We start from the raw sequence: 22,188 nt of genomic DNA on the forward strand, positions 1-22,188 counted from the left end.
ACGGGGTGGGTGTGCGGTCGGTCAGCGGTACGAGGCTCTGGTGCGGATCCGGGAGACCGCGAGCAGCACCAGCAGGGTCGCCGCCATGAGGACCACGGCGACGGCGGAGCCGGTGAACAGGGCGCCGCGGTCGGTGGCCGCGTGGATCAGGACGGGCAGCGGGGTCCAGTCGGGCGGGTAGAGCATCATCGTGGCGCTCAGCTCGCCCATGGACAGGGCGAAGCAGAGGCCGGCGGCGGCGCTCAGGGACGGCAGGAGCAGGGGGAGCCTGACCCGCCACAGGACGTGGGCCGGGGAGGCGCCGAGGGAGGCGGCGGCCTGTTCGTACGCCGGGTCGAGGCGGGTGAGCGCGGCGGAGACGGACTGGTGGGCGAAGGCGGTGACCAGGACGGTGTGGGCGATGATCACGATCCAGCGGGTGCCGTTGAGCAGCATCGGCGGCTGGGAGAAGGCGACCAGGGTCGCGAGGCCGACGACGACGGAGGGCACGGCGAGGGGCAGCACGAACAGGGCGTCGAGGACCTTGCGGTGCCGCTTCCGCAGCGCCGCCGCGGCGAGGGCGGCCCAGGTGCCGGTGGCGAGGGCGAGCAGGCCGGCGGTGACGGCGGTGACCAGGCTGGTGGTCAGTGCCTGGAGGGCCTCGCCGCGGGTGGCGGCCTGGTAGTGGGCGGTGGTCAGGCCGGAGGGCAGGACGCCGGACCAGTGGGTGGCGAGGGAGGCGCCGAGGACCACGAGGAGCGGGAGGGCGAACAGGGGCAGGAAGAGGAGGAGGAAGACCGTCCACACGGCCCACCTCGCCCCGCGGCTATGCACCAGCACGGCGGCTCACCACCCGGTAGAGGCCGTACAGGCCCACGGAGATCAGGACGTTGACGACGGCGACCACGCAGGCGCCCGGGTAGTCGGACTCCAGGATCGCCTTGCCGTAGACGAGCGTCGGCAGGGTCGTGACGCCTTTGGCGCCGGTGAAGAGCACGATGCCGAACTCGTTCAGGCACAGGACCAGGACCAGGCTTCCGCCGGCCGCGAGGGCGGGCAGCGCCTCGGGCAGGATCACCTGCCGGACGATGCGGGGCGCACGGGCGCCCAGCGAACTGGCGGCCTCCAGCTGGGCGGTGTCCAGCTGCGAGAAGGCGGCGAGCAGCGGGCGCATCACGAACGGCGTGAAGTACGTGATCTCCGCGAGCAGCACGCCCCAGGGCGTGGTGAGGAACTGGAACGGCCCCTCGGCGGCGCCCGTGACGTCGGTCCACGCGCCGTTGGCCATGCCGACCGAGCCGTAGACGAAGAGCAGGGCGAGCGTGATCAGGAAGGACGGGAAGGAGAGGAAGACGTCGATGAAACGGGAGACGGCGCGGGCGCCGGGGAACGGCACGAAGGCGATGACCAGGGCGAGCACGAAGCCGAGGACCAGGCATCCGGCGGTGGCGGCGACCGCCAGCCACACCGTGGTCCACAGCGCCTCCCGGAACGCCCCCGAGGCGAACACGTCGGCGTAGGGCTCGAGGGAGGTGCCGCCGGTGTCGGGCTGGAAGGACTGCTGGACGACGAGGGCGAGGGGGTAGAGGAAGAACAGGGCGAGGAGGGCGACGGGGGGCAGGGCCCACACCCAGGCGGGGACCTTGGCACGGGTCCGTTCCCTCGCGGCCGGTGCGCCGAGCGTCGTACTAGCCATGCCCGCCCACCTCGGCCGCGAGCAGTACCGCGTCGTCCGGGGCGAAGTGCAGGGTGACCTCGTCCCCGTGGGCGGGCGGGTCCCGCAGCTCGCGCAGGTCGGCCATGACGCGGTGGCCGGCGACGTCGACGTACAGCCGGTGGGTGGCGCCCCGCCACTGGAGCTCCCGCACCGTCCCGGTGAGCCGGTTGGGTCCGTCGCCGAGCCCGACGAGGTGCGGCCGTACGCACAGGGTGGCCGATGCTCCCGGCGCGGCGCCGTTCGTGCCGACCTCCAGCTCCGACTCCCCGAGGAGGACACCGCCCGCCCGCACCGTCACCGGCAGCAGGTTCGCGTTGCCCACGAAGGACGCGGTGAACGCGTTGGCCGGCGCCCGGTACAGCTCCCTGGGGGTGCCGCAGGCCTGGAGGCGGGCCTTGTCCATCACGGCGATCCGGTCGGCGAGGGTCAGCGCCTCCACCTGGTCGTGGGTGACGTACAGGAGGGACACGTCGGGCAGCTCGCGGTGCAGGCGGGCCAGTTCGGCGAGCATGCCGGAGCGGAGCTGGGCGTCGAGCGCGGACAGCGGTTCGTCGAGGAGGAGGACGTCCGGGCGGATGGCGAGCGCGCGGGCGATGGCGACGCGCTGCTGCTGGCCGCCGGACAGCTCGCGGGGGTAGCGGCGGGCGTAGGCGCCCATGCCGGTCATGTCCAGCGCCTCGGCGACCCGTTCCCGTGTCGCGGCGCGGGCGACCTTGCGGGCGCGGAGCCCGAAGGCGACGTTGTCCTCCACCCGCAGGTGCGGGAACAGGGCGTACTGCTGGACGACCATGCCGATGCCGCGCCGGTGCGGGGGCAGGTCGGTGACGTCGCGGTCGCCGAGGAACACCCGCCCGGAGGCGGGCCGTACGAACCCGGCGACCGCCCGCAGCGCGGTGGTCTTGCCGGATCCGGACGGCCCGAGGAGCGCCATGACCTCGCCGGGTTCGACGGTGAGGTCCAGGGCGTCGAGCACGACGTTGCCGTCGTAGGCGACGGTGACGTGGTCGAAGCGGATACCGCTGCCGCTCATCAGCCGGCTCCCCGCAGGAGGGCGGGCAGACCGGCGACGGAGTCCAGCAGGTGGGTCGCGCCCGCCTCCCGGAAGGCGTCGTCGCCGTGGGCTCCGGTGCGCACCCCGGCGACCAGGCCCGCGCCGGCCCGTACGCCGCTGAGCACGTCGTACGAGGTGTCGCCGACGACGGCGACCTGGCGTACGGCGTCGGCGGCCCCGGTGCGCAGGAAGGCCGCCAGCACCATGTCCGGGTAGGGCCGTCCGCGTCCGCCGGCGTCGGCGGGGCACAGGGTGAGCGGCACCAGGTCGCGCCAGCCGAGGGCGTCGAGGACGGCGTCCTGGGTGACGCGGGCGAAGCCGGTGGTCAGGACGACGGTACGGCCGTCGGCGGCGAGTTCCTCGATCGCCTCGCGGGCGCCGGGGACGGGGGCGACGAGGCCGCCGTCGACGAGTTCGCCGTACGCCTTCTCGAAGGCGGTGTTGGCGTGCTGGGCGCGGTCCTCGTCGCCGAACAGGTGCCGGAAGACGGAGATCTTGGACTCGCCCATGGTGGCGCGGACGTAGTCGAGCTTCTCGGTGTGTCCGGGGGTGCCGGGCTCGACGCCCAGCTCGCGGGCGGCGGTGTCGAAGGCGCGCTCGACGAGACCGCCGTCGGCGACGGTGGTACCGGCCATGTCGAGGACGACGAGGCGGATGTCGGGGGCGGTGGTGGGCGTGGGGGCGGGGGTCGTCATGGTGTTCACCAACCCAGTTCGTTCGCGGTGGTCTCGGCTATCGCGGGTGAGCAGGTCATGCCGCGCCCGCCGGGCCCGGTGACCAGCCACACGCCGTCGCGCACCCGCTGCCGGTGCACGACCCGGCTCGTGTCGGTGCACTGCGCGTACACCCCGGCCCAGCGGCGGCGGACCTTGGGCAGCGGGCGGCCGAGGAGGGACTCGACGACGCCGGTGAGGTGGTCGTAGGGGTCCTCGACGGTGTCGAAGGCGAAGGGGTGCTCGTACTCGTGGGTGTCGCCGATGGTCAGGCCGCCGTCGGCGCGCTGGACCATCAGGAGCTGCATGCGGTGCTCGGCGGCCGTGGCCGGCTGCGGCTGCCGCGCGTTCAGCTCGTCCAGGGCGGGCGAGCCGTACGCGGGGTAGTAGCGGAAGCTGTCGGCGTCGGCGACCGAGGTGGTCAGCGGTTCGCCGAGGGGGTCGGTCTGCATCATCTGGAGGCGGACCCGGCGCACGGGCAGGTCGGGCCCGGCCAGCTCGCGGACGAGGCCGCCGAGCCAGGCTCCGGTGCACAGCACGACGACGTCGCCGGTGTGGGTGTCGCCGTGGTCGTCGCGGACGGCGCTCTCGCCGATGACGTCGCGGACCTCGCGGCCGGGCAGGAAGGTGTAGCGCGGGGACTTCAGCAGCTCGGCGCGCAGGGCGAGCTGGGCGGTGCGCGGTTCGACCGCGGCGTCGCGCTCGCAGTACAGCGCGGCGTCGAACGCGCCGCGCAGGGCGGGGTTCAGGGCGCGGGCCTCACCGGGGGTGAGGAGCTTGTGGCCGCGGGCGGCGGCGTCCGGGCGGGCGACGGCCGCCTCGGCGACGGCGCGTTCCAGGTCGCCGCGCAGGGGGGTCAGGGAGCCGTTCGGGCGGAAGCCCAGCGCCGGGATCCGGGTGCCGATCTCCTCCCACAGCTCCCGGGCCCGCAGCGCGGTCTCCAGTTCCTCCCCGCCCGCGCGGCCACTGACCCAGATCTGGCCGAAATTGCGCAGCGAGGCGCCGCGCGCCTCGGTCTCGCGCTCGATCTGTACGACCTCGTGGCCGCGGTTCACTGCGTGCCAGGCGTGCATGGTGCCCACCACGCCGGCTCCGACGACTATCACTCTCACGACCGCCACGCTCCTTGGCATCGGGGAACCGGAGGAATCCGGCTGACAACGAGAGCGTGAACTGGTCATCACGTTTGGGCTAGACCCGTTATCCGTTCGTTATGCGAGTGCGGTGGGCGGGAGGGGTGGTTTTCAGCCGCGCAGATGGGTCGTGAAGGAGAAGCGGTCGCCCCGGTACAGCGTCCGCACGCGTTCCAGGGGGCGGCCCCGCGTGTCCCGCGAGACGCGGTGGATGAGCAGCATCGGAAGGGCCGGCGGAGTGCCGATGAGCAGGGCCTCGCGCGGGGTGGCGAGCACGGTCTCGATGCGTTCGTCGGCGTCGCCGAAGGCGATGCCCTGCTCGGCGAGGTGGGCGTAGAAGGACGAGTCCGGGTCGAAGGCGGTGTCCAGGTCGGGGACGCGGGCCACGGCGACGTAGGTGCTCTCCAGGCCGACCCGCTCGTCGTCGGCGAGCAGCACGCGCTCCAGGTGCCAGACCGGCTCCCCGCGCGTGAGGCCGGTCTCGGCGGCGAGCGCTTCGGGGCAGGGGAAGCGGTCGAGGGTGACGAGCGCGCGGCCGGGGGTACGCCCCTGGCGCCGGACGCCCTCGGTGTAGCTGGCCAGGGACAGCGGCTGCTCCAGCTTGGGTCCCGCGACGACGGTGCCGCGCCCCTGCCGGCGCAGCTTGCCCTCCAGCACGAGTTCGCGCAGGGCCTGGCGGACGGTCTCGCGGGCGACCTCGTACCGCTCGGCGAGGTCCCGCTCGGTGGGGATGGCGCCGCCCTCCCCCAGCTCGCCGACCAGACGGTCGATCCGCGCCTTGACGGCGTAGTACTTCGGCACGCGGCCGTGCTCCGGGATCCCGGAGCGGACGGGGGCGCCCGGGGCCTGGTCGTTCGGGTAGTCCACGCAGGGATCGTCGCAGACGGGGGTGACGGGGTCGCGGGGTGCCCGGGTCGGTCCCGTGCCCGTGGGGTTTCCCGGGACCGCCGTGCCCGGCGCGTGCGTACGCGACGCCTGCGGGCCGGCAGTACGGCCGCGTCCCCGGCGACGAGGAGGTGGCTGCCGCCACCGGGCGGGGGGACGCCGGCAGGCGGGGGGGACGCCGGCAGGCGGGGGGGACGCCGGCAGGCGGGGGGACGCCGGCACGAGCTGTCGCACGAGCCCATGAGCGTGCCGACGGATCACGGTCGGAGGCACCGTCCTTCGAGCCGTGGCGCCCGGACGGCGGACAGGCACTCCTCGGCCGGCCGCACGGCCCCGGGCCCCGGACGGCACCTTCGCGCCAGACGGCGGGAAAGTGGCGCGATCGCGCGTTGCCGCCCCGCCCGGCGGACCCCAGCCTGAGGGGCGGGAGCGCTCCCACCCACCCGCCGAAGGGACTTCCATGCTTTGTCATATGCATGCTCACTTACGGAACGTGTGGCGCTCAGCGCGTCGCCGGACGCTTCTCCTGGGCACCCTCCTCCTGGCCGTGCCGGCGCTCCTGCTGAGTGCCCTCGCCCCCTCGCCCGCCGCGGCCGCGGCGACGGACGCGTCCCCCGTCCCCCTGCCGTCGCTCAGAGCCACCACCACTCAGGTCGCCTCCGGACTGAGACGGCCCACGGCCGTCACCGCCCCCGACGACGGAACGGACCGGCTGTTCATCACCGAGAAGTCCGGCAGGGTCCGCGTCTACCACCCGGACACCGGCCTGGCCCCGGCCCCGCTGCTCGACATCACCCCGGCCGTGGACGAGTCGGGCAACGAGCGCGGCCTGCTCGGCATCGCCCTGCCGCCCGACTTCGCCGACAGCCAGGACCTGTACCTGGCGTACACGGCGCTGCCCGACGGCGCGGTCACCCTCGCCCGCTACCGGCTCGACGAGTCCCGCCTGGAGCCCCTGCTCGCCCAGCCGCACGCCGAGTACAGCAACCACAACGGCGGCCAGCTCGCCTTCGGCCCCGACGGCAACCTGTACTGGAGCATCGGCGACGGCGGCGGCTCCGGAGACCCCTTCAAGGCCGGGCAGCGGCTGGACACCCTGCTGGGCAAGATCATGCGCATCGACGTGCGCCGCGCCTGCGCCCCGCTCGCCTACTGCGTCCCGGACGACAACCCGTTCGTCGACACCCCCGGCGCCCGGGCGGAGATCTGGCTGTACGGGCTGCGCAACCCGTGGCGCTTCTCCTTCGACCGCGCCGACGGGTCGATGTGGATCGGCGACGTCGGCCAGGGCCACTGGGAGGAGGTCGACCACCTCGCCGCCGGCCGGGGCGGCCTGAACCTCGGCTGGTCCTGCTACGAGGGGCTGGAGAGGTTCGAGGGCGGCGACTGCGACCCCGGCGGGCAGTACACCGAGCCGGTCTTCACCTACTCCCCGTACACCGGAGGCTGCTCGGTCATCGGCGGCCATGTCTACCGGGGCCGGGAGTACGCGGATCTGGTCGGCGGTACGTACATCGCCACCGACTACTGCTCGTCCACCGTCTGGGCGCTGCGCCCCGACGGCCGGGGCGGTTACGAGCAGGCCGAGATCGGTGAGATGCCCACCCAGGTGACGTCGATCGGGACGACCGTCGACGGCGAGTTCTACGCGGTCAACGACCTGCCCGGCGGCCTGCACCGCGTGTCGTTCACGCGGGAGGAGCCCACCTGCCGGGTGGACCGCGCGGTGACGGCCTGGGGCACCGGCACGACCGTCGACCTCACCGTCACCAACACCGGCAGCACCCCGGTGAACGGCTGGACGCTCGCGTTCCCGCTGCCCCTCGGGCAGACCGTCATATCCGACTGGAACACGAACCTGACCCAGTTGAGCAACGTGGTCTCGGCGACCAACGCCCCGCACAACGCCACGGTCGCACCGGGCGCGAGCGTCACCCTGGGCTATCTCGCCGAGCACACGGGCGACGCGTCGCCGCCCCCGCGGTTCACCCTCAACGGGGACGCGTGCGCCGTCGGCTCGTGAGCCGCACCGGCGCGGGATGAGCACGGGGGGGCGCCCGGCGGGGCTGGGCACCCGGCGGGAGCCGAGCACCGCGCGGGAGCCGAGCGCGCGGCGGGGAGCGGCGGGAAAGCTGGGCACCGCGCGGGAGCCGAGCACCGCGCGGGAGCCGAGCGCGCGGCGGGGACCGGCGGGAAAGCTGGGCACCCCGCGGGAGCCGAGCACCGCACGGGAGCCGATCGCGCGGCGCGGAGCGGGCGCGCGGCGGGGACCGGGCGCCGGAGCGAGCCCGGGCGCCGAGGGGGCCGGGGCGTCCTGCCTCACGCGTCCCCCCGTCCGAAGAGCGGCGCCAGCAGCAGTTGCGCCGCGCCCTCCGCGACCCCGCGCGTCCCGCCGGGCGCCAGCCGCACCGGTACGCCGCCGCCCTGGCCGCCCTCGCGCCGGGCCCGGGCGGCGAGCACGGCGCCGACGCCGTGGACGAAGGCCTCGGGCGCGGCGGCGACGGTACGGCCGCCGAGCAGGACCAGGTCGATGTCGAGCAGCCCGGCGAGGTTCGCGGCGCCCGCGCCGAGCACCCTGGCCGCCTCGTCGAGGTCGCCGCGGGCGACGGCTCCGAGGCACAGGGCCTCCACGCAGCCGCGGGCGCCGCAGGTGCAAGGGGGGCCGTCGAGCTGGATCACCTGGTGCCCGAACTCCCCGGCACCGGTCCGCGCGCCCCGGTGCACGCCGCCGCCGATCACGAGACCGGCGCCGAGCCCCGTACCGAGGTGCAGATAGGCGAAGGAGCCCGCTCCTCCCCGGGCTCCCTCGCCCGCGACCGCGAGGCCGAGTGCCGCCGCGTTGGTGTCCTTGTCGACGACGACCGGCACGTCCAGCCGCCGCGCCAGCGCGTCCCGCAGCGGGAACCCGTCCCACTCCGGGAATCCGGTGACCCGGTGCAGCACGCCCCGAGCGTGGTCGAGCGGCCCCGGCAGCGCGACGCCGAGACCGAGGAGGGTGGGAGCGGCGCGCAGGGCACCGTCCGGCGGCCGCAGGGCGTCGGCGGCCAGTTCCTCCGCCGCCCGCGCCACCCCCTCCACCACGGCGTCCGCGCCCGCGCCCAGGCCCAGCGGGGCGCGCCGCTGGGCCACCACGGCACCGACGAGGTCGACCAGCACCGCCCGCAGCTCGTCCCGGTCCAGGTGGACGCCGAGCGCGTGGCCCGCCTGCGGCACCAGGCGCAGTACCGTGCGCGGCTTGCCGCCCGTGGACGCGCGCCGGCCGGCCTCGGCGGCAAGGCCGTCCGCACGGAGCCGGGCGGTGATCTTGCTGACCGCCTGCGGGGTGAGCCCGGTCCGTTCGGCGAGTTCGAGCCGGCTGATGCCCTCGGCACCGGCGGTGCGCAGCAGGTCGAGCACCAGGGCGGTGTTGTGGCTGCGCAGGGCGAGCAGGTTGGCACCGCCCGCCGCGCCTCGCACACCCTCCACCGCGCCCCCCAGGCCGCCGCCGCTCTCCGCAGGGCTCGCGCCCGTCCCCGTACCTCCGCCGTTCGCGCTGTTCACGCCCCCATTGTCCCCGGCGCTTGCACTTTGGCAACAGCGTTGCCAAAGTGGACGCATGACTGGTACTCCCCCCGGCACCCCGCTGCGCGTCGGCCTCGTCGGCTACGGCCTCGCGGGCTCCGTCTTCCACGCCCCGCTGATCGCCGCCACCGAGGGCCTGGCCCTGGACACGGTGGTCACCTCCCACCCCGAGCGGCAGCAGCAGGCCCGCACCGAGTTCCCGGACGTCCGGACGGTCGCCACGCCCGACGAGCTGTTCGACCGGGCCGCCGACCTGGACCTGATCGTCATCGCGTCCCCGAACAGGACGCACGTGCCGCTCGCGAAGCGGGCCCTGGAGGCCGGTCTGCCGGTCGTGGTGGACAAGCCGGTCGCGGGCACGGCGGCCGAGGCGCGCGAGCTGGCGGCACTGGCCGAGGAGCGCGGCCTGCTCCTGTCCGTCTTCCAGAACCGCCGCTGGGACAACGACTTCCTCACCCTCCGCAAGCTGCTCGCCGAGGACGCCCTGGGCGACGTGTGGCGCTTCGAGTCACGCTTCGAGCGCTGGCGGCCGAAGCCGAAGGGCGGCTGGCGCGAGTCCGGCGACCCGGCAGAGATCGGAGGTCTCCTGTACGACCTCGGCAGCCACGTCGTCGACCAGGCCCTCGTCCTCTTCGGCCCCGCCACGCAGGTGTACGCCGAGTCGGTCGTCCGGCGGGCGGGTGCGGAGGCGGACGACGACACGTTCATCGCGATCACGCACGCGAACGGCGTCCGTTCCCACCTCTACGTCTCCTCCACCGCCGCCCAGCTCGGCCCCCGCTTCCGCGTCCTCGGCTCGAAGGCCGGTTACGTCAAGCACGGCCTGGACCCGCAGGAGGCGGCGCTGCGCGAGGGCAAGCGCCCCGGCCCCGGCTGGGGCGAGGAGGACGAGGCGCTGTGGGGCCGCGTGGGCTCCGGCGAGTCCCCGGTGACCGGCGGCGGGCACGTGGAGGCGACCGTGCCGGGCGACTACCCCGCCTACTACGCGGCGGTGGCCAAGGCCCTCCTGGAGGGCGGCCCGAACCCGGTCGGCGCCCGGGAGGCCGCCGCCGCCCTGGACGTGCTGGAGGCGGCCCGCAGGTCCGCCCGCGACGCAGTGGTGGTGACCCTGTGAGTTCCGCTTCCGAGGCAGCCGTGCCCACCGTGGAGGAGCTGGAGGCGCAGGAACGCCGCCTGGTCTTCCGCCGGTTCACGAACGACGACGCGTGGGCGCTCGGCTCCCTCCTGGTCGAGCTGGCCCGGGAGCGCCAGGCCCCGGTCGCCGTCGACATCCACCGCGCCGGGCAGCAGCTCTTCCACGCGGCCCTGCCCGGCTCGACCCCCGACAACGACGCCTGGATCGCCCGCAAGCGCCGGGTGGTGGAGCGGTACGGCTCCGCGTCGTACCTGGTGGGCTCCCGGTTCCGGGCCAAGGGCACCACGTTCGAGGAGTCCTCGCGCCTCGACGCCGACACGTACGCGGCGCACGGCGGCTCCTTCCCGATCACCGTGGCCGACGTCGGGGTCGTCGGCGCGGTGACGGTGTCCGGGCTGCCGCAGGTGGAGGACCACCGGCTCGTGGTGGAGGCGCTGGAGCGGTTCCTGGGCGAGTAGCCCGATCGGCCCTGGGCGGTGCGCCCGGGGAATCGCCGGTGGGTACCTGTGGTGGGCAGGCAGGTACGCAGGATGATCACGGTGCCCACCGGAGGGATCGCAACCGATGAACGACGCGACGGCTTCTCTGAAGGAATCGGTCGGACGGTACGGCGTCTGGAGCGTGCAGCTGCGCTCCGAGGACCCGGCGGGCAGCGGCGAACGCGCCGAGGCCGCCGCCGAGTTGGAGCAGCTCGGCTTCGGCGCCGCATGGCTCGGCGGCAACAGCTCGGCCCGCAACGCCGCCCCGCTGGTCGAGGCGACCTCGCGCCTCGTCGTCGGCACCAGCATCCAGAGCATCTGGGAGCACGCGGCGTCCGGGACTGCGGCGCGCTTCGCCGAGCTGGAGGTGGCCCACCCCGGCCGCTTCGTGCTGGGCCTCGGCGTGAGCCACGGCCCGCGGGTGGAGGGGTACAGCCGCCCGTACTCGACGATGGTCGGCTACCTCGACGACCTGGACAAGGCGGGGATGACGTCCGGCCACCGCGTGCTGGCCGCGCTCGGCCCGAGGATGCTCGAGCTGGCCCGGGACCGGGCGGCGGGCGCGATCCCGTACCTCGTCACGCCCGAGCACACCGCGCAGGCCCGCGAGAGGCTCGGGAAGGGTCCGCTGCTGGCCCCGGAGTTCAAGGTCGTCCTCGACGCCGACCCCACCCGGGCCCGCGCGACGGCCCGCGCCTACCTCGCCCGGTACCTGGAGTTCCCGAACTACACCAGGAACTTCCTCCGTCTCGGCTTCACCGAGGCCGACCTCACCGACGGCGGCAGCGACCGCCTGATCGACGCCGTCTTCGCCTGGGGCGACGAGGACACGATCCGCGCCCGCATCACCGCCTTCCACGACGCGGGCGCCGACCACGTGGCCCTCCAGCTCGTGGAGAACGCCCCGGCAGACGTCCTCCCGAGGGAGGGCTGGCGCCGCCTCGCCTCCCTGCTGGCCTAAGGAAAAGCGCCCCGAAAGGGGCGCGGGGCTGTGACATGTGCGGCTCCGCCGCGTGGGCGCCACCAGCCACACACGACCCGCGCCCAACAACGCTCCGCAGTCCCCCGCCCCCCCAGCGGAGCGCCTACGCGTTCTTGAGTTCCTGCCTCTGCCGACCGAGCCCGTCGATCTCCAGCTCGACGACGTCCCCCGCCCGCAGATACGGCTTCGGCTCGGGCCGCCCCATCGCCACCCCCGCCGGCGTCCCGGTGTTGATGACGTCACCGGGGCGCAGCACCATGAACTGGCTGACGTACCGCACGACCTCCCCCACCGGGAAGATCTGCTCCGCGGTCGTCCCGTCCTGCTTCAGCTCCCCGTTCACCCACAGCCGCAGCGACAGCCGCTGCGGGTCGGGGACCTCGTCGGCGGTCACCAGCCACGGCCCCAGCGGGTTGAACGTCTCGCAGTTCTTGCCCTTGTCCCAGGTCCCGCCGCGCTCGATCTGGAACTCCCGCTCGGACACGTCGTGCGCGACCGCGTACCCGGCGACGCACCCGAGCGCCTCCTCCACCGACCCCAGATAGCGGGCCGTACGGCCGATCACGACCGCCAGCTCCACCTCCCAGTCGGTCTTGACGGAGCCGCGCGGCACGAGGACGGTGTCGTCCGGCCCGACCACCGTGTCCGGCGCCTTGAAGAAGACGACGGGCTCGGCGGGCGGCTCGGCCCCGGTCTCCCGGGCGTGGTCGTGGTAGTTGAGCCCGATGCACACGATCTTGCCGATGCGCGCCACGGGCGGTCCGACGCGCAGCCCCGTGCCGTCCAGGGCGGGCAGCTCACCGGCGTCGGCGGCGGCCCGTACCCGGGCGAGCGCGGCCTCGTCGGCGAGAAGTGCCCCGTCGATGTCCGTCACCACGCCCGACAGGTCTCGCAGAATCCCGTCGGCGTCGAGCAGCGCGGGTCGCTCCGACCCCGCCGTACCGACTCGCAACAGCTTCATGATCCCCAACTCCTCGATCGCGGGCAGCCCGCCCGATGAGGTGCGACCTGGATGCGGCAAGCGCGCAGCCATCGGAGGACTGGTCGATCGTCCAAGGTCCGGGTCCACTCCGCAATACCCCGTTCACGTACTGGACCGTAGCCAGGCCGCACCGCGTGGCAGCACCGCCCGGCAGCACGGGCCGCCCGACAGCCGCGCCGAGCCCCTCAACTCGCCTTGCCTTATGACGAGTTACGTTCGGAACGCATCTGGAAGGCGTGGTCGGCCCGCCCTATGATCCGGAGACGGCGACGTGTGAACTGGGGGGCGACATGCGCGAGACGGAGCTGGTGAGAGCCGTCTGGGAAGAGCTTTCAAGACTGTCCGAGGAGGACAGTGAGGAACGATCCCTCCTACGGGATCTGGTGACTGCGCGGCTCGGCGGCAGCGAACTCGGAACCCTCGCCCTCGCCCGGCTCGAAAGCCACCCGGGCGAGGACTCGGAGTCAGTGGCACGCGTGGTTCTCACGGAGGCCGTCGAATCCGACGCCGCCTTCGCGGCGGAGCTGCGGGAGGTACTCGTACGGGTACTGGGGACACGGGCGCTGGGGTCCCTCTCCTCCGAGCCGCCTCCGCCGAGCCACACTCCCGTGCCGCCTCCGCCGAGCCACACTCCCGTGCCGCCTCCGCCGAGCCATGCCCCCGCCACACCCCCGCCACCGAGCCATGCCCCCGCCCCGGTTCCGCCCCCGGGTGCCGCCTCGCCACCGCAGCAGCACTACCAGGCGTTCCCCGCGTACACGACGCCCGCGTACGTACTGCCGCAGGTTCTGGTGGGCCCCGTCAAACGGCCCTCCGCCTGGTTGGTCTTCTGGCTCGGGCTGCCCCAGAGCTTCATGCTGCTGACCATCGCGCTGGCCACCCCGGGATTCGAGGGCGAAGGGTATGTGCTGGTCATCTTCAACTTGTTCTCGGCTGCCGTCGGTGTCGTGCTCGGCGTGGTCGGCCTGGGGCGCAGACCCGTCCAGGGACTGCCTCTGACGGGACTGGCCGTGGGGTTCCTGCTCGACGTGCTGGTCGCCCTCTTCTGGCTGGCGGTCCTCACCGGCGACGTCGACCTCAACGACGCGGTGGACGGGATCATCAGCGTCCGCTACTAGTGCTCGGCCGCGTGCCGTCACCGGTACAGAGCGGCCCGTTCGACGGCGCTCCACGTCGTGCTGGTGACGACGTACAGCGCCGCGGCCAGCGGCACCACGGCCACGGTGACCAGGGTGAAGAAGGACATGAACGGCATGACCTTGGTGACCGCCGTGATCGCCCCCTGCCCCGGCACCTGCTCCCCGTCTCCGGCGCCGCCGGCCGGCAGCACCGGGCGGTCGGCCATCGTCCGCCTGGTGAGCCGGTAGCTGAAGACGGCGACCCCGGCGACGAACGCGAACAGCGCGGCGTAGACGAGCCCGGCGCCCCCGGCCACCCCGCCGTCGCCGAGCGCGTCGGCCCACCGTCCGCCGAGCGGGGCGGCGAGGAGCTGGTGCGAGAGCAGCGCGTTGGGCTCGCCGCCGATCGAGGAGCTGGAGAACAGGTGGTAGAGGAGGAAGAAGGCGGGGATCTGGCACAGGCTGGGCAGGCAGCCGGACAGCGGCGACACCTTCTCCTCGGCGTGCAGTTCGAGCACGGCCCGCTGGAGCTTCTCGGGGTTCTTCGCGTGCTTGCGGCGCAGTTCGGCGATCCTCGGCTGGAGCTCGGTGCGCGCCTTCTGCCCGCGGGCGGCGGCCCGGGACAGCGGGTGGACGAGGAGCCGTACGAGGGCGGTGAACAGGACGATGGCGGCGGCCGCGGCGGAGGCGCCGAACAGCGGCTGGAGCAGGTCGGCGAGGCGCTCGACCAGGCTGGCGAAAACGGACATGGGTGGGTGAGCCCTCCGGGGGTCTCGTCGTGCCGGGTGAGGAGGAACGGCGGCATGACGACACGACCCGCGCAGGGGGTGGCCTCGGGTGAGGGGTGGCCTCGGTGAGGGAATGCCCTACGCGGCGGTCGCCGGGAGGGCGTGTCCGGGCGCTCGGGGCCGGCGGCGGCCGGGGGCGTCGGGATCGCGTTGGGGCAGGAACGCCGTGCGCAGGTCCCGGTCCCTGATGGCCGTACGCACCCGGGTGGGCGGCACGGCGGGCGCGCAGCGCGCGGCGATGACGGCGCAGAGGGCGAGCGCGGAGCCGACCGCGGTGGTCGCGGCGAGCGCGACGGTGGCGGAGAGGCTGCCGCCGTCGACGAGCGCGACGGGGAGGAGGACGAGCAGCAGCACGAGAAGGGGACGCAGGACGGCCCGGCCTCGGATCATCGGCGACTCCTCCTCTCGTACACGCGTTTGCCCCAGTTATACAGGACCGGCCGAACGGCTTCACGGGCTTCACGGGCTTCACGGGCTTCACCTCCGACGGAATCCGCCCCCGACGGCCGCGCGCGTGTGCGCCCGCCGCGGCGGGGCCCCCAAGGGCGCGTGCCTCCGCCGCGGGCGCGTGCCCCTGCAGCCGTGCGCCCCTGTGGGCGTGTGCCCCTACGGCCGTCCGTGCCCGCGGGGACGTGCCCCTGTGGGCGTCCGGACCTGCGGGCATGCGGGCCCCCGGGGGCCTCACCTTCGTCACCTCACGGCAGTACGGTGTCATCCATGCGCCCCGACACGCCCGCCGAGAACGTCGACCACACCGCCGAAGCGGCACGCCTGGAGCGGACCGCCGGCCTGTACCCCGAGGACGCCGAGGCCCTGCTCCTGCGCGCCGCGGCCCACCTGGAACTGTCCGGCGACCGCCCGGCCGCGACCAAGCTCTACGACCGCCTGCTCTCCTCCGCCACCGGCCCTTCCGGCCTGGAGAACCCGTCCCTGGTCCGCGCCCTCAAGGCGTCGAACCTCTGGGAGTACGGCCACGAGGCGGAGGCCAGGGCGATCATCGAGGGCGTCCGCGCCTCGTCGCCGCGCGATCCGGCCCCGTGGGTGATCGTGGCCGAGTCCCTGGAGGCCCACGACGAGCTGGAGGCGGCGCACGAGACGTTCACGGAGGGCGCCCGTCTGCTCCTGACGGACGTGCCGGAACCGCCGTACTCGACGCATCCCCTCCTCTACGGCCGCCACCGGGTGCGCAGGATGCTGGGCCTGGCCCACGACGAGTGGGACGCCCTCGCCGACACCCTGCACTCGATGCCGGTCTCCCTGGACGAGCTGCACGACCCGAAGCGCGTGTGGTCGCTGGGCTCGGACGACCCGGCGGACCTGGAGGCGGAGATCTCCCGCCTGCGCGCCGAACTGGGCGCCTACCGCGAGGCCCTCTCCCGCCCCTTCCCGGTGGCGATGCTCCACTGGCCGGCGGACGAGCTGACGGAGCTGGTCGAGGCGTACCCGCCGCTGGCCGCCGAGTACCCCTCGTACGAGGAGCACCTGGCGACCATAGAGGCGGCACTGCGCGAACTGGCGTCCTCGGGCACGCCGAACCTGGGCGTCGTACCGGGCACGGTGCCGTCGTACGAGGCCTTCGCGGCGTCGGAGGGCGCGTCACCGGCCGACCCGTCGCTGCTGCCGCAGTACGCGACGACGCTGGCGGCGCGGGGGCGCGCGGTGGCGTGGCCGCCGCAGCGGGGGGCGGCGTGCTGGTGCGGCTCGGGACGGCCGTACGGGGAATGCCACGGCGTCTAGGACCCTGATCGTCCTCGGCCAGTCCTGCACCACGCCGGAGGAGCGGGACATGGCGGAGCAGGGCAGCACCATGCTCCTCGACAGCCTGACGGCGTTCCTGGACGGCGCGAAGGGCTGAGTCACGCGCCGGACAGCCGCTCGCGCAGCACCGTGGCCAGGGAGACGGGTTCACGGCCGAGCAGGCTGGCCAGCGTCGGGTCGACGTCGGCGAACTCGTCGGCCCGGCCGGCGGCGAAGATGCCCAGCAACTGGTCCGCCGTCTCGGCGGGCACGCCCTGGCCCACCAGCTGCTCCCGGAACTGCTCGTCGGGTGCGGTGGTCCGCGTGAACGCGCGGCCGGTGATCTCGGTGGCGAGAGCGGCGATGTCGTCGAAGGTGAGCGCCTGCGAGCCGGTGAGCGGCGGCGTGGGGCCGTCGAAGCAGCCCTCGTCGGCCAGGATGGCGGCGGTCGCCTCGGCGAGGTCGGCGTGCGCGGTCCAGGCGACCGGCCCGTCGGCGGGGAGCACGATCCGGCCGGACTCCACCGCGTGGTCGAGGAAGTGCATCGCGCTGGCGGCGTAGAAGCCGTTGCGCAGCGAGGTGAACGGCACGCCGCAGTCGCGCAGTGCCTCCTCGGTGGCGGCGTGGTCGCGGCACGCCTGGAAGTGCGACGCCGGGCCGGACCCCATCTGGCTGGTGTAGAGGATCCGGCGGGCGCCCGCCGCGACGGCCCCTTCGATCGCGGCGCGGTGCTGCTTGACGCACTCGTCGCCCATCTTGTCGACGGAGACGATCAGCACCTGCGTGGCGCCCTCGAAGGCGTGCGCCAGGCCGGCAACGTCCGTGAAGCTGCCCTCCCGTACGCGCACCCCTTGCTCGGCGAAAGCCTTGGCCTGCGCCTTCTCCGGGTCGCGGACGCTGACGCCGACCCGCTCCGCCGGTACGCGCGTGAGCAGCCTCTCGACGATCTGACGGCCGAGCTTTCCGGTGGCTCCGGTAACGATGATCACGGATGTCTCCCAACATCGCAGACAGACCGCTGTTTCCAGCGGAATCATTTCTACGTTAACACCGATACTAACGACGGAACCACCACCGCGATATCATCGATAGGTGCCCTCGCCAACACGCCGTAGGACCGGCGCCACCGACGACAGTCCCGACACCGTGCCCCCGGGCGGCCGGGAGCAGCCGCCCCGGCAGCGGGTCATCGAGGCCGCCATCGACCTCCTGACGCGCGGGGGCCGCGACGCGGTCACCACCCGCGCGGTCGCCGACGCGGCGGGCCTGCAGCCGCCGGCCATCTACCGGCTGTTCGGCGACAAGGACGGACTCCTCGACGCGGTGGCCGAGTACGGCTTCACCGCGTTCATCGCCACCAAGCACATCGACCCGAACCCGCCCGACCCCATCGCGGACCTGAGGGCCGGCTGGGACGTCGCGGTCGAGTTCGGCCTCGCCAACCCCGCGCTGTACACGCTGATGTACACCGAACCCACCAGGACCCAGTCGGCCGCGTTCAAGGCCGGCATGGAGATCCTGATGGCCCGCATCCGACGCCTCGCCGCCGGCGGCTGGCTCCGCGTCGACGAGGAACTCGCGGCCCAGATCATCCACGCCACGGCCCGCGGCGCGGTGCTCACGTGGCTGTCCCTGCCGGAGGACCGCCGCAACCCGGCCCTCCTGACCACCCTGCGCGAGTCCATGGTCACCGCGATCACCAACGAACGCCCGGCCGTACAAACCCCGGGCCCCGCGGGCGCCGCCCGCGCCCTGCGCGCCGCCCTGCCGGAACAGACGTCCCTCAGCGGCGGAGAGCAACACCTGCTGACCGAGTGGCTGGACCGGCTCGCGAGCGAGGGGTGAGGGGCGGGGGGGAACCCGCCCCTCACCAGACCGCCCTCGTCCCTTGAATGTCAGCGCCTGCTGTTAGAACTAAGCAACGTTGACGCGTCGAGGGGGTCGTGGTGAAAGAAGCGGGCGTTCCGGCACAGCCGGTTGCCGGGGTCTACGAAAAGCTGGTCACGCAGCGCGTGCGCGACGAGTTGGAGCAACTCGAAGCCATCGGATGGAAGCCCATCGACGCGAAGGTCAGCGCGGAGTCTTCACCCCATGTACTGGCTCGGCACATCGGCGACATGGTCGCTCGCCGCCTCAACCAGCTCCCTGCCGACCAGCAGGTGCCCTACGCGAACCGGATTCTGGAGTCTCTGGCCGCCGACCCTGCCGACCAGGGCGATACCGAACCCGTCAGCACCATCGTCGAGGGGCCTCGGCAGTTGCTTGCGCTGGCCGAGCAGGAGGCACCCGGGGCCTACGCGATCCGCCCGCTCACCCCGCTCTCCGAGACGTCGCTGCTCACCAACTCGCCGGAGGACCTCAGCCTAGGCTCGGAACTGAGAGCCGAGTTGGCGACCGCGGACCGCGTCGACCTGCTCTGCGCGTTCGTGAAGTGGTACGGCATCCGGGTGCTGGAGGACTCCCTGCGCGCCGCAAAGGAGCGCGGGGTCCCGATCCGGGTCATCACCACCACGTACATGGGCGCCACCGACCGCCACGCGCTCGACCGGCTCGTACGTGACTTCGGCGCCACCGTGAAGGTCAACTACGAAATCCGCTCGACGCGACTGCATGCGAAGGCCTGGCTCTTCCGACGCAGGACAGGGTTCGACACGGCGTACGTCGGGAGCTCGAACCTGTCCCGGGCGGCACTGCTCGACGGCCTGGAGTGGAACGTCCGTCTGTCGTCGGTGGCGACACCCGCGGTTCTGGACAAGTTCGAGGCGACCTTCGACGCGTACTGGAACGACACGGCCTTCGAGACCTACGACCCCGATCTCCACGGCGAGCGCCTCGACGCAGCGCTGGCACAGGCGGGTGGGACCACATCGACCGACGGCCTGAAGATCAACCTCTCCGGCCTTGAGGTGCGTCCCTTCCCGCACCAGCGGGACATGTTGGAGCGGCTCAGCGTCGAACGCGACATCCGCGGGAGGCACCGCAACCTACTGGTCGCGGCCACGGGTACCGGGAAGACCGTGATGGCCGCCCTCGACTACCGCCGCTTGTGCCAGGAGTCGACCGGCGGTCGGCCGAGGCTGCTGTTCGTGGCGCATCGCAAGGAGATCCTCAAGCAATCCCTGCGCACCTACCAGGAGGTGCTGGACGACGCCTCGTTCGGTGAGCTGCTGTACGGCGGCGCGGACCCACGCGCGTGGAACCACGTCTTCGCCAGCGTGCAGTCACTCAACGTCCAGAGGTTGGAGCAGTTGGCTCCGGACCACTTCGACGTCATCGTCATCGACGAGTTCCACCACGCCACAGCTTCCACCTACCGACGGGTCATCGACCACTTCGCGCCGAAGGAACTGCTGGGCCTCACCGCCACTCCCGAGCGAATGGACGGGCTCAATGTCCAGGACGAGTTCTTCGACGGCCGCATCGCTGCCGAGATGAGGCTCTGGGAGGCGCTGGAAAACGACTTGCTCTGCCCCTTCCACTACTTCGGCATCCCGGACGGCACGGACCTGACGAACCTCACCTGGCAGAAGGGCTCCTATGCCGACCAGGAGCTCGGCAACCTCTTCACGGGCAACACCGCGCGGGCCCGCATCGTCGTCAAGCAGATCCAGGACAAGGTCTCCGATCCCGGCGCCATGCGTGCGCTCGGCTTCTGTGTCACCAAGGCCCACGCCCACTTCATGGCGGACTACTTCCGCAAGGCCAACTTCCAGGCTGTGGCGCTTGACAGCGACTCGCCTGCCGATGTGCGCGCCAAGGCGCTATCCGACCTGCGAGAGGGCAACCTCCAGGTGATCTTCTCAGTGGACCTGTTCAACGAAGGGCTCGATATCCCGGACGTCGATACCCTGCTCCTGCTGCGGCCCACCAACAGCGCCACCGTCTTCCTCCAGCAGCTCGGGCGAGGGCTGCGGCGTACCGAGACGAAGCCGGTGCTCACAGTCCTCGACTTCATCGGACAGCACCGGGCCGAGTTCCGCTTCGAGGAACAGTTCCGGGCCGTGACCAACCTGTCGCGGAACCGGCTGGTCGAGCACATCGAGCGTGACTTCCCGCAGTTGCCGTCCGGCTGTCAAATCATCCTGGAGGGCAAGGCGAAGGACCTGGTCCTCAACAACGTCCGGACCCAACTGGGCGCCACGGTGCGGACGCTGGTGAAGGAGGTCAAGGAGTACAACACTCCCCGCCTCGCCGACTACCTCCGAGAGAGCCGCCGAGAGATCAAGGAGCTGTACAAGAGCGAGAACTCCTGGACGACCGTCCTCCGAGGAGCCGGCCTGATCACCGAAGCCGCTCCTTCAGGCGAATCGGCGCTACTCAAACGGGTCCACGCCTTCCTGCACGTGGACGACCCCGAGCGCGCGCAGGCCTACCTGCGCATCCTGGAGGACGACGCTCCGCCGTACGAAGCACTCAGCCCGACCGACCAGGCGTATGCCCGCATGCTGTTCTTCAACCTGTGGGACAACGCGGGCGGTTTCACGAGCTTCCAGGAGGGCCTGGCGTCCCTGCACCAGCAGCGAGCACTGCGGGACGAACTGAGGCAGGTGCTGTCGTACGTCATCGAACAGGCCGACCACTTCCCCATCGCGCTCTCCGGACGCCTTGGCCAGGTGCCGCTGAAGGTCCACAGCGCGTACAACCGGTCGGAGATATTGGCGGCGCTCGGCGTCGCCCGCTTCGGTGGACAGATGCCACGGTCCTTCGCGCAGGGCGTGCAATGGGTTGAGGAGTTGCAGACCGATGCGCTCCTCATCACCCTCGAGAAGAACGAGAAGGACTTCTCGCCCACCGTCCGGTACAAGGACTATGCGCGGAGCCCGACCCTCTTCCACTGGGAGTCCCAGAACGCCACGGCGGCCGACTCCCCCACGGGCTTGCGTTACCAGCAGCACGCGCGCCGGGGCAGCCACATCCTGCTGTTCATGCGTCGCTACAAGAACACGGACATAGGCAAGTCCCAGCCATGGATGCTCCTCGGCCCGGCGACCTACGTGGAACACACCGGCAGCAAGCCGATGGCGATCACCTGGCACCTCGAGCACGCTCTCCCGGCCGACGTGTGGACGTACTCGGCCATCCAGGCGAGCTGATCCGGGCACGTCGACCGCGACGCGCATGTCCTCAGGAGAGCCGAGCTGCGCTCTCCGCCTCGAAGTGGGCTTGGGCCTGGTCCAGTACGTCGTCAGCGTCCCGCCCGTGCACGCGGAACCAGTAGAGGAGGTCGGTGATGATGTCGATCGCCGCCTCCTCTGCCACCGCTGTGGCCAACCGGCCGCTACCAACCGGGCGCGACATCGAGTTCGAACCGCTGTACAGGCCCAACACATCTGCCGCTCGCGCCAGTCGAGGCATGGGCGTCTGACGGTCGGCCCCGGCAACGCTCATCCGGAACTCGCACCAGGTCACCTTGCGATCACCAGTCAGCTCGACGCCCCAGCGGTCGCTGATGGCGTCGACCAGCATCATTCCTCGCCCCTCCTCAGCGTCCATACCCGTGCAGGCGAGAGTCGGCAGCGCGCGAGGGTCGGGGTCGTGGACCTCCACACGTAGGTGGGGGCCATTCAGCGATGCGATGAGCGTGGACGGCGTCCCCACCCCGACGTGCTTGATGACATTGGCGACGAGCTCGCTGACGCAGAGCTCGGCGGCGTCTCTCAGTTCGTGCAGCCCCCAGTACTCCAGGTGGGTCCGCAAGGCCCGCCGCAAGGACGACACCTGCTCGGCGTCCGCCAGAAACGGCAGGCTCCAAGGCCGCGTCGGCATCCATAGAGAGCTCTCCATGCCCTACCCACTCCCTTCCCCAGCACCCATAGTGGCGCAACGTGTTTCTGTCACCACTTAGAGTTGCAGTGGAACTCTCAAAATGGAACTCTCAATACGAGGGAGTGGAGGCGCACATCTCCGTCGCGCGCCCCCGGCGCACAC

General features: G+C 72.5%; 20 protein-coding genes. 8 read left to right on the forward strand and 12 right to left on the reverse strand.

Features of this window, described 5'->3' with window-relative positions; all coding sequences use genetic code 11:
* Nucleotides 1–21 precede the first annotated feature (21 nt).
* The 6 genes from RM812_RS24550 to RM812_RS24575 form a co-directional block, all read right to left on the reverse strand.
* Entirely contained in the window at nt 22–819 is a 798-nt protein-coding gene (locus tag RM812_RS24550) for an ABC transporter permease (RefSeq protein WP_311575603.1), read from the reverse strand.
* Nucleotides 806–1,675 (reverse strand): 2-aminoethylphosphonate ABC transporter permease subunit, encoded by an 870-nt coding sequence (locus tag RM812_RS24555; protein WP_311575606.1) that lies wholly within the window; start codon nt 1,673–1,675, stop codon nt 806–808. The genes RM812_RS24550 and RM812_RS24555 overlap by 14 nt, the downstream gene beginning before the upstream one ends.
* A complete protein-coding gene (locus tag RM812_RS24560) occupies nt 1,668–2,726 on the reverse strand; it encodes an ABC transporter ATP-binding protein (RefSeq protein ID WP_311575609.1) in 1,059 nt (352 codons plus the stop codon). The genes RM812_RS24555 and RM812_RS24560 overlap by 8 nt, the downstream gene beginning before the upstream one ends.
* Entirely contained in the window at nt 2,726–3,442 is a 717-nt protein-coding gene (locus tag RM812_RS24565) for an HAD family hydrolase (RefSeq protein WP_311575612.1), read from the reverse strand. Before RM812_RS24565 ends, RM812_RS24560 begins: the two co-directional genes overlap by 1 nt.
* Before the next feature lie 5 nt (nt 3,443–3,447).
* A complete protein-coding gene (locus tag RM812_RS24570; protein ID WP_311575614.1) occupies nt 3,448–4,593 on the reverse strand; it encodes a TIGR03364 family FAD-dependent oxidoreductase in 1,146 nt (381 codons plus the stop codon).
* Nucleotides 4,594–4,704: 111 nt separating this feature from the next.
* Nucleotides 4,705–5,460, reverse strand: a complete 756-nt coding sequence (locus RM812_RS24575) for a GntR family transcriptional regulator (RefSeq protein ID WP_311575616.1) — start codon at nt 5,458–5,460, stop codon at nt 4,705–4,707.
* 565 nt (nt 5,461–6,025) lie between these two features.
* Here RM812_RS24575 and RM812_RS24580 point away from each other — a divergent pair.
* Nucleotides 6,026–7,501 carry a PQQ-dependent sugar dehydrogenase gene (locus RM812_RS24580; RefSeq protein ID WP_311575618.1) on the forward strand — a complete coding sequence of 492 codons (1,476 nt, stop codon included), beginning with the start codon at nt 6,026–6,028 and terminating at the stop codon, nt 7,499–7,501.
* Nucleotides 7,502–7,797: 296 nt separating this feature from the next.
* Here RM812_RS24580 and RM812_RS24585 read toward each other — a convergent pair whose 3' ends face one another.
* Nucleotides 7,798–9,075 (reverse strand): ROK family transcriptional regulator, encoded by a 1,278-nt coding sequence (locus RM812_RS24585; protein WP_394816509.1) that lies wholly within the window; start codon nt 9,073–9,075, stop codon nt 7,798–7,800.
* On the opposite strand from RM812_RS24585, the gene RM812_RS24590 reads away from it, so the two are divergent.
* From RM812_RS24590 to RM812_RS24600, 3 genes are all read left to right on the forward strand, one after another.
* The gene (locus RM812_RS24590; RefSeq protein ID WP_311575622.1) at nt 9,074–10,153 is read left to right on the forward strand and encodes a Gfo/Idh/MocA family oxidoreductase; all 1,080 of its coding nucleotides are present in this window, start codon (nt 9,074–9,076) and stop codon (nt 10,151–10,153) included. The genes RM812_RS24585 and RM812_RS24590 overlap by 2 nt on opposite strands.
* Entirely contained in the window at nt 10,150–10,632 is a 483-nt protein-coding gene (locus RM812_RS24595) for a heme-degrading domain-containing protein (protein WP_311575624.1), read from the forward strand. Before RM812_RS24590 ends, RM812_RS24595 begins: the two co-directional genes overlap by 4 nt.
* 106 nt (nt 10,633–10,738) lie before the next feature.
* A complete protein-coding gene (locus tag RM812_RS24600) occupies nt 10,739–11,614 on the forward strand; it encodes an LLM class F420-dependent oxidoreductase (protein ID WP_311575626.1) in 876 nt (291 codons plus the stop codon).
* Between the two features lie 124 nt (nt 11,615–11,738).
* On the opposite strand, the gene RM812_RS24605 is transcribed toward RM812_RS24600, so the two are convergent.
* Entirely contained in the window at nt 11,739–12,596 is an 858-nt protein-coding gene (locus tag RM812_RS24605; RefSeq protein WP_311575628.1) for a fumarylacetoacetate hydrolase family protein, read from the reverse strand.
* Nucleotides 12,597–12,907: 311 nt separating this feature from the next.
* Between RM812_RS24605 and RM812_RS24610 the strand changes: the two genes are divergently transcribed.
* Nucleotides 12,908–13,735, forward strand: a complete 828-nt coding sequence (locus tag RM812_RS24610; RefSeq protein ID WP_311575630.1) for a hypothetical protein — start codon at nt 12,908–12,910, stop codon at nt 13,733–13,735.
* Nucleotides 13,736–13,752: 17 nt separating this feature from the next.
* Here RM812_RS24610 and RM812_RS24615 read toward each other — a convergent pair whose 3' ends face one another.
* Together RM812_RS24615 and RM812_RS24620 are read right to left on the reverse strand one after the other, a co-directional pair.
* Nucleotides 13,753–14,484: a YidC/Oxa1 family membrane protein insertase gene (locus RM812_RS24615; RefSeq protein ID WP_311575632.1), complete on the reverse strand. Its 732-nt coding sequence runs from the start codon at nt 14,482–14,484 to the stop codon at nt 13,753–13,755.
* Between the two features lie 117 nt (nt 14,485–14,601).
* Nucleotides 14,602–14,913 carry a DUF6412 domain-containing protein gene (locus RM812_RS24620; protein ID WP_311575635.1) on the reverse strand — a complete coding sequence of 104 codons (312 nt, stop codon included), beginning with the start codon at nt 14,911–14,913 and terminating at the stop codon, nt 14,602–14,604.
* Between the two features lie 327 nt (nt 14,914–15,240).
* Between RM812_RS24620 and RM812_RS24625 the strand changes: the two genes are divergently transcribed.
* The gene (locus RM812_RS24625) at nt 15,241–16,260 is read left to right on the forward strand and encodes an SEC-C domain-containing protein (protein WP_311575638.1); all 1,020 of its coding nucleotides are present in this window, start codon (nt 15,241–15,243) and stop codon (nt 16,258–16,260) included.
* Between the two features lie 119 nt (nt 16,261–16,379).
* On the opposite strand, the gene RM812_RS24635 is transcribed toward RM812_RS24625, so the two are convergent.
* Nucleotides 16,380–17,249: an SDR family oxidoreductase gene (locus RM812_RS24635; protein WP_311575642.1), complete on the reverse strand. Its 870-nt coding sequence runs from the start codon at nt 17,247–17,249 to the stop codon at nt 16,380–16,382.
* Between the two features lie 103 nt (nt 17,250–17,352).
* Here RM812_RS24635 and RM812_RS24640 point away from each other — a divergent pair, with 103 nt between their 5' ends.
* Together RM812_RS24640 and RM812_RS24645 are read left to right on the forward strand one after the other, a co-directional pair.
* Entirely contained in the window at nt 17,353–18,105 is a 753-nt protein-coding gene (locus RM812_RS24640; protein WP_394816510.1) for a TetR/AcrR family transcriptional regulator, read from the forward strand.
* 101 nt (nt 18,106–18,206) lie between these two features.
* Nucleotides 18,207–21,353, forward strand: a complete 3,147-nt coding sequence (locus RM812_RS24645) for a DUF3427 domain-containing protein (protein WP_311575645.1) — start codon at nt 18,207–18,209, stop codon at nt 21,351–21,353.
* Nucleotides 21,354–21,384: 31 nt separating this feature from the next.
* On the opposite strand, the gene RM812_RS24650 is transcribed toward RM812_RS24645, so the two are convergent.
* The gene (locus tag RM812_RS24650) at nt 21,385–22,044 is read right to left on the reverse strand and encodes an ATP-binding protein (RefSeq protein WP_311575648.1); all 660 of its coding nucleotides are present in this window, start codon (nt 22,042–22,044) and stop codon (nt 21,385–21,387) included.
* Nucleotides 22,045–22,188 lie beyond the last annotated feature (144 nt).

It is taken from the genome of Streptomyces lancefieldiae, assembly GCF_031845825.1.
Taxonomy (GTDB): Bacteria; Actinomycetota; Actinomycetes; order Streptomycetales; family Streptomycetaceae; genus Streptomyces; species Streptomyces lancefieldiae.